Origin of the sequence: Variovorax sp. SPNA7, from assembly GCF_033807855.1 — a bacterium.
Lineage (GTDB): Bacteria > Pseudomonadota > Gammaproteobacteria > Burkholderiales > Burkholderiaceae_C > Variovorax > Variovorax beijingensis.
This window is the reverse complement of the sequence record NZ_CP138513.1, coordinates 131039-144358: the sequence shown is the minus strand read 5'-3', so window position 1 is coordinate 144358 and position 13320 is coordinate 131039. Positions and strand designations below refer to the sequence as shown.

The window sequence follows — 13320 nt, the reverse complement described above, 5'->3', positions numbered from 1 at the left end:
CTTCCACTTCAAACCACAAAAGGTACGCCATGACACAGACGCATGTCGACGACAAGGTACTCGGCGAAGAGTACGAGCACGACCCGGTTCCGCTCTCGAAGCGGCGCAGCACCTTCTCGGTCTCGATGGTGTGGCTCGGGTTTCCGATGATCATCACCGGCGCAATGACCGGCTCCATCCTGGTGGCGGGCATGGGCTTCCAGTCCGCGCTGCTCGCGATGATCGTGGGCAACCTGCTGATGTTCGCGTACGTGGGGTCGCTGGGCGTGCTGGGCACGGCACGCGGCCACAACTTCGCGCTGCTCGCCAGCGCGAGCTTCGGCAGGAAGGGCTACGTTTTCGCCTCGGGCCTGCTGTCGACCTTGCTGCTGGGCTGGTACGCGGTGCAGACCGGCATCACGGGCAACCTGATGCACACCGCGTTCAAGTTCGACTACCTGACGATGACGATCGCCGCGGGCGTGCTGTACGTCGGCATCACATTCGTCGGCATCCGCGGCCTGCATTGGATCGGCATGGTGTCGGTGCCGCTGTTCGTGGTGCTGGGCGGCTGGGTGGCGCTGCATTCGGCCGGCGCGGCGGGATGGGGCAAGGTGCTGTCGTATGCCGGCACGCAGCCCGCATTGCCGATGTCCTTCGGTGTCGGGTTGACCATCGTGGTGGCGCTGTTCATCGACGCGGGCACGGTCACCGCCGACTTCAACCGCTGGGCCGTCGACCGAAAAAGTTCGCTGATCGCCACGGCCTGCGCCTTTCCCGTGGCCAACCTGGTCGCCATGCTGGTCGGCGGCGTCATGACGGCCGCCCTGGCGTTGCCGCAACCGCAGCCCTTCGGACTGGACAACATGTTCGGCTACCTGCTCGCGCAGAACGCGCCCTGGCTGGCCGTGGTTGCCTTCGTGTTTTTGCTGTGCAACCTGGGCTCGGTGTGCGCGCACTGCCTCTACAACTCGGCCGTGGGCTGGTCGCGCATCGGCAACGGCCGCATGCGCGTGTTCGCAGTGGTGCTCGCGGCCGCGGGCATAGCGATTGCGGCGGCCAATGTGTGGGCGCTGTTCATTCCGTGGTTGTCGCTGCTGGGCATCCTGGTGCCGCCGATCGGCGCCATCCTGATCGCCGACCTGTACTTCGTGCGGCCCGGTGCCGCCATCGGCGCCGACTGGCGCCCGCGCGCCTTCATCGCCTGGGGCGTGGGCTCGCTGGTGGCCTATGCCACCGAGACGATGGCACCGCAGCTGTCGACCGCCGTGGCAGCCTTCATTGCGGCGGGCATCTGCTACGTCGCGCTCCACCTCGGCAGCGCCGCGCCGGTGGCGGCAGCCGCACCTTCCATCAAGAACTGATCACTCCCTTCGAAAGCGACAACGACCATGGACTACGAAATCTTCGACCTCGGCGACGTGCCCCTGCAACGCGGCGCGACGCTGCGCAATGCCAGGCTCGCCTACAAGACCTACGGCAAGCTCGACGCCGACAAAGGCAACGTGATCGTCTACCCGACCTGGTACTCGGGCCAACACTACGACAACGAATGGCTGATCGGCCCGGGCATGGCGCTCGACCCCGAGAAGTACTTCATCATCGTGCCGAACATGCTGGGCAACGGCCTCTCTTCGTCGCCCAGCAACACGCCCGAACCGTACAACCTGTCGCGCTTTCCGGACATCACGCTCTATGACAACGTCCGGCTGCAGCACCGCCTGGTCACGGAGAAGTTCGGCATCGAGCGCATCGCGCTGGTCACAGGCTGGTCGATGGGCGCGCAGCAGACCAACCAGTGGGGCTGCCTGTACCCGGACATGGTGCAGCGCATCGCGCCCTTCTGCGGCTCGGCGAAGACGGCGCCGCACAACATCGTGTTTCTCGAGGGCGTGAAGGCCGCGCTCACGGCCGACACGGCGTGGAACGGCGGCTGGTACGCCACGCCGCCGAGCAAGGGCTTGCGGGCGGTGGGCCGCGTGTACGCAGGCTGGGGCCTGTCGCAGCCCTTCTACATGCAGGAGCTGTGGCGCGAGCTGGGCTTCAGTTCGCTCGAAGACTTCCTGGTCGGCTTCTGGGAAGGCTTCTTCTTGCAGAAGGACGCGAACAACCTGCTCGCGATGCTGTGGTCGTGGCAGCACGGCGACATCAGCGACAACCCGGTGTTCAAGGGCGACTTCAAGAAGGCGCTGGGCGCCATCAAGGCGCGCGCCATCGTGATGCCGGCCGAGCGGGACCTGTACTTTCCCGTGGCCGACAACGAGTGGGAGGTGTCGCACATGCCGAACGCCGAGTGCCGTCCGATCCCGGGCGTGTGGGGCCATTTCGCAGGCGGCGGCAGCAGCCCCGCAGACACCCGTTTCATCGACACCGCCCTCAAGGAACTGCTCGCCACGCCATGAATGCCGCCGTCCCCGATCCGCTCGCCGGCTACCGCATCGAGACCGAGCCCTTCTACCGGCCCGCGGGCAACGAAGTGGCGCTCTACAGGCAAGCCTACCGCCACCGCATGCCGCTGATCCTCAAGGGACCGACCGGCTGCGGAAAGACGCGCTTCGTGGAGCACATGGCGTGGTCGCTCGGGCGGCCGCTGGTCACGCTGGCGTGCAACGAGGACATGACGGCGTCGGACCTCGTGGGGCGCTACCTGCTCGACGCCAACGGCACAGCCTGGCACGACGGACCGCTGACGCTCGCGGTGCGCCACGGCGGCATCTGCTACCTCGACGAAGTGGTGGAGGCGCGGCAGGACACCACGGTGGTGATCCACCCGCTGACGGACGCGCGCCGCATCCTGCCGCTCGACAAGAAGGGCGAGCTGGTGCACGCGCACCCTGATTTCCAGCTGGTGGTCTCGTACAACCCCGGCTACCAGAGCAGCGCAAAGGACATGAAGCCTTCGACCCGGCAACGCTTCGCGGCGCTGGAGTTCGACTACCCCGGCAGCGGCCTCGAAGCGGAAATCGTCGAGCACGAGGCGGCGGTCGGGCTCGACCTGGCCGCGAAGCTGGTGGCCATTGCGCGCTGCTCGCGCGAGCTCAAGCACCGTGGGCTCGACGAGGGCGTGTCGACGCGCATGCTGATCTACGCGGGCGTGCTGATCCGCGACGGCGTGTCGCCGCGCGACAGCTGCGAGATGACGATGACGCGCGCCCTCACCGATGACCCCGACATGGCGAGTGCGCTGCAGGGCTTCGTCGAAGCGCAGTTCGGATGAAGGACAGTTTCGCCGCACTGGCCCTGCTCGCCCGTGGGCTGGCAGGTGTCGACATCGAGGTGCAGCCGCTCGAAGGCCATGCAGGCACGCGCGCGGTGCTGGCCGGCAAGCGGCTGCTGCTGCCCGCGAGCGCCGACAGGCGATGGCATCGCGCCATGGTGGCCCATGCGGTCGCGCACCTGCGCCACTCCCCGCCCTCCAGGCCCGCGCGCACGCTCAAGCCCATGGGCATCGCCATCGTCTCCGCCATCGAGGACGCACGCGTCGAGCGGCTGCTGTGCCGCGACTTCCCCGGGGTGCACGGCTGGTTCGCCGGATCGCTCGCGCCCGCGCCCGACCCGCTCGACCTGGGCTTTGCGGCGCTCGTCTCGCGCATGGACCGCATGCTGATGCTGCCCGCCTGGCAGGACGACAACCACTGGGTCAACAAGGCGCGCCGCCTGTTCGACGAGACCGTCGCCTCTGCGGGGCTGGAAGACTGCGACGCCTTCCGTACGATCGCGTCGATCCTGGCCAACGATCTCGGCCAGATGCGCGTGCGCTTCGAGCCGCAGCACTACGCAGTGCCGGCGCCGTACCGCGACGACAACAGCTGTTTGTGGGATTTCGGCGAGGCCGAAACGTCGCCCGACGAAGCCATCGCGCTGCAGCAGCCGGCTGTCCGGCCGCCACCGCCGACCGATGCCGATGCTGCGAATCGAAGCGATGGCCCGTTGCCCGAAGGCGCCGCCGAACTGGAACTGGGCCGCTACATCTACCCCGAATGGGACCGCAAGCTCGAACGCCTGCGGCCCGACTGGTGCACGGTGATCGAGAAGCTTCCCGCATGGCAGGGTCTCTGGCCGGTGCGCGAACAACAAACGGCCGCCAGCAACGCCACCGAGCGCCTGGCCCCGCCCGCGCTGCCCCGCGCCCGCCAGCTCGACCGCACCCACCGCCTGCGCCGCCAATGGGAGGGAGACGACATCGACCTGAACGCCGCCATCGAAGTGCTGGTCGACCGCCGCCTGCGGCTGCGCCCCGATCCGCGGCTCTTCATGCGCCCCGGCAGGGCGCCGCGCCCGAGCAGCGTGCTGGTGCTGCTCGACCTGTCGGAATCGGCGAACGACCCTGTCCATGGCGGTGCGCGTTCGCTGCTCGACATCGAAAAGCAAGCCGCGCTGCTGCTGGCCGGCTCCGGCGCACGCGGCGCCGACCGGTTCGCGATCCACGGCTTCTCGTCCAACACACGCGCAGAGGTCTACTACTACCGCCTGCTCGAATTCGGCAGGCCGCTCGAGGCGCCGTCGCGCGCCGTGATCGGCGCGGTGCGCGGCCGCTACTCCACACGCATCGGCGCCGCGCTGCGCCATGCCGCATCGCACCTGCGCACCGAGCCTTCAGGCCAGCGCGCGATATTGCTCGTGACCGACGGCGCCCCTTCCGACATCGACGTGCACGACCCCAAGTACCTGGTCGAAGACGCCCGCATGGCCGTCGCCGAGGCGCGCGAAGCCGGCGTGCGCACCGCGTGCATCGCGGTAGACAGCACAGCCGACGCGTACGTGCGCCGCATCTTCGGCTGGCGCAACTATTGCATCGCCGACGACGCACGCAGCCTGCCCGCGCGGCTCGCGCGCATGAGCGCGCGGCTGGCCGCAAACTGAGGAGAATGATGGTTCACACAACCAGGAGACACCCCCGTGGCTGACAAGGACCCCATCCGGGTCGGCATCCTTTACTCGGAAACCGGCGTCACCTCGACCATCGGGCTGTCGCAGCTGCAGGGCGCGCTGCTCGCCATCGAGGAGATCAACGGAGCCGGCGGCGTCGACGGCCGCGAGATCGTGGCGATGCGCCACGACCCGCAATCGAACCCCGCGCGCTATGCACAGCTGGCCGAGCAGCTGATCGTGCAGGACCGCGTCAACGTGATCTTCGGCTGCTACATGTCGAGCAGCCGCAAGGCCGTGATCCCGGTGATCGAGAAGTGGAACAAGCTGCTGTTCTACCCCACGCTCTACGAGGGCTTCGAGTACTCGGGGAACGTCATCTACACCGGCGCCGCACCCAATCAGAACAGCGTGCAGCTGGCCGAGTTCATGACCACGAACTTCGGTTCGCGCGTGTACCTGATCGGCTCCGACTACATCTATCCCTACGAGTCGAACCGCATCATGGGCGAGCTGGTGATGCAGCGTCCCGGCAGCGAGAAACTCGGCGAGCGCTACGTGGCGCTCGACGCCACCGAGAAGGACTACCGCGCGATCATGGAAGACATCCGCCACAAGCGGCCCGACTTCATCTTCTCGACCGTGGTGGGCGACTCCACCGCGAGCCTCTACCGCGCGTATGCGGAAGCGGGCTTCGATCCGAAGACGATGCCGATCTCGAGCCTCACCACGTCGGAGGCCGAGATCTCGCAGATGGGGCCCGGCGTGGCCACGGGGCACTTCACCGCGGCGCCGTATTTCCAGTCCATCGACTCGGCCGCCAACCGGCGCTGCCTCGCGCGGCTGCGCGAACGCTTCGGCGACGGCTGCGTGCCCAACCTGTGCTGGGAGGCCTCGTATTTCCAGATGCACATCTTCGCCAATGCGTTCCGCCAATCGGGCAGCGACGGCATTGCGGAGATCCTGCCGCACATCCTGGGCAGCGAGTTCGATGCGCCGCAGGGGCGCGTGAAGATCGATCCGGCGAACCATCACACCTGCCTCTACCCGCGCATCGGGCGGGTCGATGCGCACGGGCAGTTCACCATCGTGCGGCAGGCGACGCGCGCGGTGTACCCCGATCCCTATCTGGTCACTCATTCGCTGGGCGACTGGACGGCCAGGCTCGATACGCTGGAGCTCTAGGATGGACGGCGCCGCCCCCAAGCGACACACCCTGCGGGTGACGCCGCCGCAGCTGAAGGAGCTGCGCCTGCTGAAGATCGCGGTGATCCACCCGGACGACGCCGACGGCCGGCAGCTCACGCAGCAGCTGCAGCGCATCGGCTGCCAGGTGCAGGCCTTCTGGCCGCCGGTGCAGGTGCTTCCCGAGGGCATCGACGTGGCCTTCATGGCGGTGCAGCCCGACTTCATCCACCTGCGCTTCGAGTGGACCCAGAGCGAAGATGCGCCCGCCATCATCGCGGTGGTCAGCTACGAGAATCCGACCATCGTCGAGGCCGTGCTGGAGATCGGCGCCAAGGCGGTGCTGCCCTCGCCGGTGCGCTCCTTCGGCTTGCTCTCTGCATTGGTGGTGGCGCGCGAGGCGCACAAGGAAAGCCGTTCGCTCGCGCGGCGCCTGCGCAAGGTCGAGGCCAAGCTGCTCGGCGTGCGGCAGCTCGCCGAGGCCAAGAGCATTCTCATGAAGACGCACAGCGTTTCCGAAGGGCAGGCACACGACCTGATCCGCGACCAGGCGATGAGCAAGCGCACGACCATGGAAGAGATCGCCGGGGCCATCGTCAACGCCAACGAAATCCTTTCGCTCGGCGCACGCAGACCCGGCCAGAGCTGAAGAATCAGAGCTGGCGAAAGGCCGTCAGCACCTGCAGCACGCTTTGCGTGGCGCCGTCGAGCAGGGCGCGCTGGCGGTGCGCAATGCCCAAGCGGCGCGTGAGCCTGGGCGTGATCGGCAGGATCTGCATGCGCTCGTTCAGCGCCGCATCGGTGGTCTGCTGCAGCGGCAGCAGCGCGGCGCCGTAGCCGGCCGCCACCAGGCTGCGGATCGCGGCGTCGTAGTTGAGCTCGATGCGCGCACGCGGCGCGAAGCCGGCCGCGGCGAACCACTCCATCGAGAGCCGGTACATGTGGGTGGTGGCGTCGTTGAAGATCAGCGGCTGCGCGGCCAGCCAGGCCGGCGTGGCGCGCCTGGGCGCCTTCCAGCGCTGCGGCACGAAGGCCATCATGGCCTGGTCGCGCCAGGGCGTGACGACCAGCTCGCGCAGCGGCGGCTGCGGCATGGCCACCAGCCCGATGTCGAGCGTGCCGGCGGCCAGCCGCGCCATCGCCTCGTACGAGCCGAGGATGCTGACCTCCACGTCGATGCCCGCATGCCGGGCGCCCAGCGCTTCGAGCACCTGCGGCAGCAGGTCGACCACCACGCCGGTGGAAGTGCCGAGCCGCACGCGGCCGGTGCGGCCCTCGGCCTGGCGCTTGACGGCCTCGACGGCATCGTCGGTGTCGCGCAGCAGCTTGCGCCCGCGCTCGACCAGCGCCGCGCCGGCCGCCGTGGGCGTGACGCGGCGGTTGCCGCGCACCACCAGCTGCGCATCGAGGCGCGATTCGAGTTCGCTGATGTGCAGGCTCACCGTGGGCTGCGCCAGATGCAGCGCCTTGGCCGCCGCCGAGAAGGTGCCGAGATCGGCGATGGCGATGAGCGTTCGGAGTTGGTCGAGGTTGAGTTGTCGCATCAGGAATGCTGATTGAAGGTGTCAGAAATCTCAACTTCCACAATAGCATGCCCCGCCGCAAGATGAGCGCTCCCAACAAGGAGCCCATCGTGACCGCGCCGACGCACTCGCCCTTTCATCAACGCCTGATGCATGCCCTGCGCAGCTGGCGCCGCCGTGCCGCGGAGCGCCGCCGCGCCCACGTGGACGCGCGGCACCTGGCCGGCATGAGCGAACACGAGTTGCGCGACCTGGGCATCGGTCGCAGCGAGGTGGCCGGATTGCTCGACCGGCATCGCTGACCACCGGATTTGAGGTTCAATCCGGGGCGTGCCCCAAACCGCCGCCCCCACCCCGCTTTCCATCGAACTCACCTCGCCGCAATCGGTCAACGGCCAGCGCGCGGCGTTCCAGTCGCTCTGGCTGCTCGCACGCATGAAGCATGCGCACGATGCCGAAGGCGGCCTCGTGCGGCTGGCCGACCTGCGCGGCGAAGTCTCCGATGCGAGCACGCTGCGCATGGTCGTGAGCCGCGCGTTCCGCGACTTCAAGGCCTGGCACATCGAGGTCGGCTGGGGCGAGGACACGCAGCGCGAGCCGCGCTTCCTGAACGCCGAGCGGCGCAGCCAGGGGCCCTTCTGGCTGCCGCCCGCCGAGGCGAAGCGCGTGCGCATGCTGGTGGGCGGCCGCGCCGCGACGGCCGCCGAGGTGGCTTCTTTCCTGGGGCTGCGCCCGCGCAAGGCCCGCGCGGCCGCGCCCGGCTCGGCGCCGCCCGATGCGGTGCACCTGCAGGACGCGGCGTTCTGGAAGCAGCTGGTGGCCTCGCAGCAGGCGGCGCGGCAAGGCCGGCTGATGGCGCCGGTGGCGGGCGGCGGCGCGGCCGGGTCGCCGGCCAGTGCGCTGGAGTCGATCCGCCTCGCCGGCACGCTGGCCGCCACCGATTTCCAGCGCGCGCTGGTCACGCTCAACGAGGCGATGCTGTGGCGCCGCCTCGGCGACAACGAGCAGGCGCGCCGCCGCCTGCAGGCGCTCAAGAAGCAGCGCCTCGCCCACCATGTGGCGGGCAACGACTACCTGGGCGCGATGGAATGCATCGTCTCGGCCTGGTGCGCCTACACCGCGCGCGACCTGCCGCTCGCGCAATCGCTGCTCAGCGGCATGGCGAACGATGCGGCGCGCAGCCTGGTGCTGCGGCACCACCCCGACGTGCGCTTCGAATGGTGCAACCTGTGGGCGCTGGTGTGCCGCTCGCGCGCGCTGGGACTTTCCGCCGATGACAAGCCAACGGCCGCTGCGCTCGCCGAAGAGTCGCTGCAGCGTTTCGGCGAGGCGTTGGCGGCCGCCTTCGAGTCGCATTCCTTCGACGCCGCGCAGCACGTGGCCGCCAACATGGGCATGGCTGCTTGGCTGTTCGACCGCGTGGGCCTGTCGGACCTGCCGGCGCTCGCACACGACGGCCATGCCGACACCACGCGCCGCGCGGTGCAGTGGATCGCCTTCAGCGAATGGCTCTGCGGCCACACCGACGGCCAGGGCCGCTCGGCCTGGAACGCGATCTACCTGATGCGCATCGCGCGCGGCCACTGCCGGCCCGAGCCGCAGTCCACGCTCGCACAGTTCCGCGCGCAGAAGCCGTTGGACCCGGCCGCGATCTCGCAGCTCGCCGGGCCGCTCGCGGATGCCTTCGATGCCGCGCATTGGCCCGCGCGCTGGGTCGAGGTGGCGCAGGCGCGGCTGGCCGACCACCAGGCCGGCCGGCGGCGCTACCCGGGCCTGCAGCATTGCAGCCTGCTGTTCGAGCACGCCTGGTATGCGGCGCATGCGGGCGACCTGAAGGCGGCCGAGCAGTCGCTGGCGTCATTGCGCGAAGCCTTGCCGCAGCTGGTGCTCGAAGCCAGGCCGCCGCGGCGGCCGGCGGCGCGCAAGAAAACCCTGCCCCGCTGATCAGCGCACGGCCGGCGCGCCGGTCGACTTGCGCACCACGAGCTCGGGCCGCAGCACCACGGTCGATGCCGACATGGCGCGGCCGTCGATTTCCTCGAACAGCATCTCGGCCGCGCGCCAGCCGAGCTCGCGGTGCGGCAGCCGGATGGTGGTGAGCGGCGGGTCGACCATGTCGACCAGCGGCATGTCGTTGTGGCCGGTGACCGAGATGTCCTTCGGCACGCGCAGGCCGGCCTCGCGCAGTGCGTCGTAGGCACCCAGCGCCACGAGGTCATTGCAGCACACCACGGCCTGCGGGGCTGGACCGGCCTCCAGCATCTGCCGCATGGCGGCCGCGCCGGCCTCGCGGCTGTAGCTCTCGCACTCGACCACGCGCAGCGGCTTCATGCGGTGGTCGCGCAGCGCCTGCTCCAGGCCCAGGCGCCGGCCCACGCCGGTGGGAATGTTCTGCGGCCCGGCCAGGTGCGCGATGCGCTTGTGGCCCAGGCCCACGAGGTGGTCGACCGCGAGCTTCATCGCAAGCCGGTCGTCGCTCACCACGGCCGGCAGGCGGCCGGTCTCGTCGGCGCGGTTGACCAGCACCGCCGTCATGCCGGCCTTGGCGACGAAGTCGACCAGCGGATCGTCGCGCGTGGCGGTGGCCAGGATCACGCCGTCGACGCGCTGCGCGAGCATGCGCTCGAGCACCGGTCGCGCGAGCGCAGGGTCGACCACGTTGGTCACGAACACGAAGTAGCCGCGCGCCGCCGCGCTGGCCTCGATGCCCTGCAGGATCGGCGGGAACACCGCGTTGGTGATGTCGGGCACCAGCACGCCGATGGTGTGGGTGCGGCCCGTGCGCAGGGCCGAGGCCGCGCGGTTGGGCCGGTAGCCCAGGCGCTGCGCGGCCTCCTCCACCACGCGCAGCACCTCGTCGCTGATCAGCGATCGCTTCTCGGGGCTGAGCGCGCGCGACACGGTCGACACATGCACGCCGGCCGCGCGGGCGACGTCGCGGATGGTCACGGGGGAAGAAGGCGGGCTGGTGCTCATGGGCTGGTTGGTGCAAACGATTGTCACCGGGCTGGCTGCCAAGAATGGCTTTCCGGTATTCCCGGGTCGGGTAACAGGGTCATTTTACTTTCTGGCGGTTTGGACTAAGATCGTGCAAACGATTGCACAAACCAACGAGACTCCCATGAACATCGCCACTTCCCCCGACTCGGTGCTGGGCTTCGCGCTCCAGGCCATGGAGCGCACGCCCGATGCGCGCCTTCGCACCGTGATGAACGCGCTCACGCACCACCTGCATGCCTTCGTCCAGGAGGTGAAGCTGACCGAGGTCGAGTTCGAGCAGGCGCTCGAATTCATCGTCGCCATCGGCCAGGCCACGGGCGAGAAGAAGAACGAAGTGGTGCTGGCGGCCGACATCCTCGGCATCTCCACCGTGGTGGCGCTGCAGAACAACCAGGACCCGCACGGCGAATCGCCGGCCGCACTGCTCGGCCCGTTCTGGCGCGCGAACTCGCCGGCCTGCGCGCTGGGCGACAGCATCGCGCGCTCGGGCACGCCGGGCCTGCCGCTCGCGGTGGCAGGCACGGTGCGCAATGCGCGGGGCGAGCCGATCGCAGGCGCCACGGTCGACGTGTGGCAGGCCTCGCCCATCGGCCTCTACGAAAACCAGGACCCGGCGCAGGAAGACATGAACCTGCGCGGCCGCTTCAGCACCGACGCGCAAGGGCGCTTCCACTTCCGCAGCGTGCGGCCGGCCGGCTATCCGGTGCCGACCGACGGGCCCTGCGGCGTGCTGCTGCGCGCGCAGCAGCGCCACCCCAACCGGCCCGCGCACCTGCACTTCATGGTGAGCAAGCCGGGCCACAAGGTGCTTGTCACGCAGGTGTTCGCCGATGACGACCAGAACCTCGAGAGCGACCCGACCTTCGGCGTGACGCAGCGGCTGATCGGCTGCTTCGCGCTGGCGCCCGACGGCCAGAGCGCCACGCTGCAGTACGACTTCCAGCTCGAACCGGGCGAGATGAAGTTTCCGCGTCCACCCATTCCCTGAACCCACCACGCTTGCATCCCATGAGCTTCGATCCTGTTTCCCGACTCGACGGCAAGGTCGCCGTCATCACCGGCGGCCTTGGCGCCATCGGCTACGCGACAGCCCTGCGCCTTGCAACGCTCGGCGCCACCTGCGTGCTCCTGCATCGCAAGGGCGACGATGCGGCTGCCCGCGCGGCCGCCCTGCCCTCCGCCAGCGGACAGCGCCACGCGGCGATCCGCGCCGACATCGTCGACACGCCGAGCCTGCAGGCCGCGGCCGCCGAGGTGAAGGCCACGCATGGGCGCTGCGACATCCTGGTCAACAGCGCAGGCCACACGCAGCCCGTCCCCGCGGGCGACCTCGATGCGCTGACCGACGAGCTCATCGACGACATCGTGCGCGCCAACTTCCGTGGCGTGTTCGCGACCATCCGCGCCTTCGCGCCGATGCTGAAGGACAGCGGCGACGGGCTCGTCGCCAACATCTCGTCGATCGCGGGCTTCACGGGTGTGGGCAGCAACCTCGCGTACGTGGCGGCCAAGGCGGGGCTCGACGTGGTGGGCGATGCGCTCGCCAAGGCGCTGGCGCCGGCGGTGCGCGTGGTGTCCGTCTCGCCGGGCGCGGTCGAATCGGGCTTCGTGCCGGGCCGCGGCGCGGAGTTCGCCAGCAAGATGGCGAGCACCACGCCGCTCGGACGCATCGGCAAGCCCGACGACGTGGCCGCCGCGGTGGAGGCGCTTGCAACGACGATGCGCTTCGTCACCGGCACGCGCATCGTGGTCGATGGAGGGCGCCACCTGTGAGCACCGCCAAGACCCTCATCACCTGCGCGGTCACGGGCAACCTCGTGAAGCCCGAGCAGACGCCGCACCTGCCGATCACGCCGGTGCAGATCGCCGACGAATGCCTGGCCGCGGCCGAGGCCGGCGCGGCGCAGGTGCACATCCACGTGCGCCATCCCGAGACCGGCAAGCCGTCGATGGAGGTGGAACTGTACCGCGAGGTGGTCGACCGCATCCGGCGCAGCAATCGCGAGCTGGTCATCAACCTCACGACCGGCCCCGGCGGGCGCTTCATTCCGAGCGAGGACGATCCGAAGATCGCCGCGCCCGGCACCACGCTGCTGCCGCCCGAGAAGCGCGTGGAGCACATCGCGCTGATCAGGCCCGACGTGTGCTCGCTCGATCTCAACACCATGAACTCGGGCCCCGACGTGGTGATGAACACGCCGAAGAACGTGCGCCGCATGGCCAGGGTGATCCGCGAGGCCGGCGTGAAGCCCGAGCTGGAGATCTTCGATTCGGGCGACATCAACCTCGCGCTCGACCTGATTGCCGACGGCACGCTCGACGGCCCTGCAATGTGGACCTTCGTCCTCGGCGTGAAATACGGCTTCGCGCCCACGCCCGAGACGCTGCTCTACGCCCGCAACATGCTGCCGCGCGGCGCGTTCTGGAGCGCCTTCGGCATCGGGCGCATGGAGTTCCCGATCGTTGCGCAGGCATGGCTGCTCGGCGGCCATGTGCGTGTCGGCATGGAGGACAACATCTACCTCGAGAAAGGCGTGTTGGCGGAGAGCAATGCGCAGCTGGTGGCGAAGGCGCGCGACATCCTGCTGAGCCTTGGGGGCGAGATTGCGAATCCGCGGGAGGCGCGCGACATGCTGGGCTTGCCCTTGGCGGGGAGCTAGGAGATGGGAACTTGCTTGTCTGCTGTGTTCGAGGTGCGTTGTTCAGGGCGCGCTCCCGCCGACGGGGTACCTTGCTCCGCGAATGTCCTCCGGCCTGCGGCCTC

Annotated in this window: 13 protein-coding genes; 11 read left to right on the top strand and 2 right to left on the bottom strand. The window is 69.2% G+C overall.

The features are described from left to right. The first annotated feature begins 29 nt into the window (after positions 1-29). Genes RZE77_RS00715 through RZE77_RS00690 form a run of 6 tightly spaced genes read left to right on the top strand, consistent with a single transcriptional unit; the run spans position 30 to position 6682 of the window. Positions 30-1343, top strand: coding sequence for a purine-cytosine permease family protein (locus RZE77_RS00715; RefSeq protein WP_319440254.1), 1314 nt, complete (start codon positions 30-32; stop codon positions 1341-1343). 27 nt (positions 1344-1370) lie between these two features. Beyond that, on the top strand, positions 1371-2381 hold the full coding sequence (locus tag RZE77_RS00710; protein WP_319440253.1) for an alpha/beta fold hydrolase: 1011 nt from the start codon (positions 1371-1373) through the stop codon (positions 2379-2381). Continuing rightward, positions 2378-3196 carry a CbbQ/NirQ/NorQ/GpvN family protein gene (locus RZE77_RS00705; protein ID WP_319440252.1) on the top strand — a complete coding sequence of 273 codons (819 nt, stop codon included), beginning with the start codon at positions 2378-2380 and terminating at the stop codon, positions 3194-3196. The genes RZE77_RS00710 and RZE77_RS00705 overlap by 4 nt, the downstream gene beginning before the upstream one ends. Further along, positions 3193-4842 (top strand): nitric oxide reductase activation protein NorD, encoded by a 1650-nt coding sequence (locus RZE77_RS00700; RefSeq protein WP_319440251.1) that lies wholly within the window; start codon positions 3193-3195, stop codon positions 4840-4842. Before RZE77_RS00705 ends, RZE77_RS00700 begins: the two co-directional genes overlap by 4 nt. Positions 4843-4878: 36 nt before the next feature. Then, positions 4879-6033, top strand: a complete 1155-nt coding sequence (locus tag RZE77_RS00695) for a transporter substrate-binding domain-containing protein (RefSeq protein WP_319440250.1) — start codon at positions 4879-4881, stop codon at positions 6031-6033. 1 nt (position 6034) lies between these two features. Continuing rightward, positions 6035-6682: an ANTAR domain-containing response regulator gene (locus tag RZE77_RS00690; protein ID WP_319428431.1), complete on the top strand. Its 648-nt coding sequence runs from the start codon at positions 6035-6037 to the stop codon at positions 6680-6682. Between the two features lie 4 nt (positions 6683-6686). Here the strand turns inward: RZE77_RS00690 and RZE77_RS00685 are convergent, their stop codons facing one another. Then, positions 6687-7577 (bottom strand): LysR family transcriptional regulator, encoded by an 891-nt coding sequence (locus RZE77_RS00685; protein WP_319440249.1) that lies wholly within the window; start codon positions 7575-7577, stop codon positions 6687-6689. A 62-nt stretch (positions 7578-7639) separates the two neighbouring features. Here RZE77_RS00685 and RZE77_RS00680 point away from each other — a divergent pair, with 62 nt between their 5' ends. Next, on the top strand, positions 7640-7858 hold the full coding sequence (locus tag RZE77_RS00680) for a DUF1127 domain-containing protein (RefSeq protein WP_319428429.1): 219 nt from the start codon (positions 7640-7642) through the stop codon (positions 7856-7858). A gap of 28 nt (positions 7859-7886) precedes the next feature. Beyond that, positions 7887-9500: a hypothetical protein gene (locus RZE77_RS00675; protein ID WP_319440248.1), complete on the top strand. Its 1614-nt coding sequence runs from the start codon at positions 7887-7889 to the stop codon at positions 9498-9500. Here RZE77_RS00675 and RZE77_RS00670 read toward each other — a convergent pair whose 3' ends face one another. After that, positions 9501-10532, bottom strand: coding sequence for a LacI family DNA-binding transcriptional regulator (locus tag RZE77_RS00670; RefSeq protein ID WP_319440247.1), 1032 nt, complete (start codon positions 10530-10532; stop codon positions 9501-9503). It abuts the gene before it with no gap. Positions 10533-10677: 145 nt separating this feature from the next. Between RZE77_RS00670 and RZE77_RS00665 the strand changes: the two genes are divergently transcribed. Genes RZE77_RS00665 through RZE77_RS00655 form a run of 3 tightly spaced genes read left to right on the top strand, consistent with a single transcriptional unit; the run spans position 10678 to position 13216 of the window. Continuing rightward, complete coding sequence (locus RZE77_RS00665; RefSeq protein ID WP_319440246.1) at positions 10678-11544, top strand: dioxygenase family protein; 867 nt, start codon at positions 10678-10680, stop codon at positions 11542-11544. A 20-nt stretch (positions 11545-11564) separates the two neighbouring features. Then, complete coding sequence (locus tag RZE77_RS00660; RefSeq protein WP_319440245.1) at positions 11565-12329, top strand: SDR family NAD(P)-dependent oxidoreductase; 765 nt, start codon at positions 11565-11567, stop codon at positions 12327-12329. Beyond that, positions 12326-13216 carry a beta-keto acid cleavage family enzyme gene (locus tag RZE77_RS00655; RefSeq protein ID WP_319440244.1) on the top strand — a complete coding sequence of 297 codons (891 nt, stop codon included), beginning with the start codon at positions 12326-12328 and terminating at the stop codon, positions 13214-13216. The genes RZE77_RS00660 and RZE77_RS00655 overlap by 4 nt, the downstream gene beginning before the upstream one ends. Positions 13217-13320 lie beyond the last annotated feature (104 nt).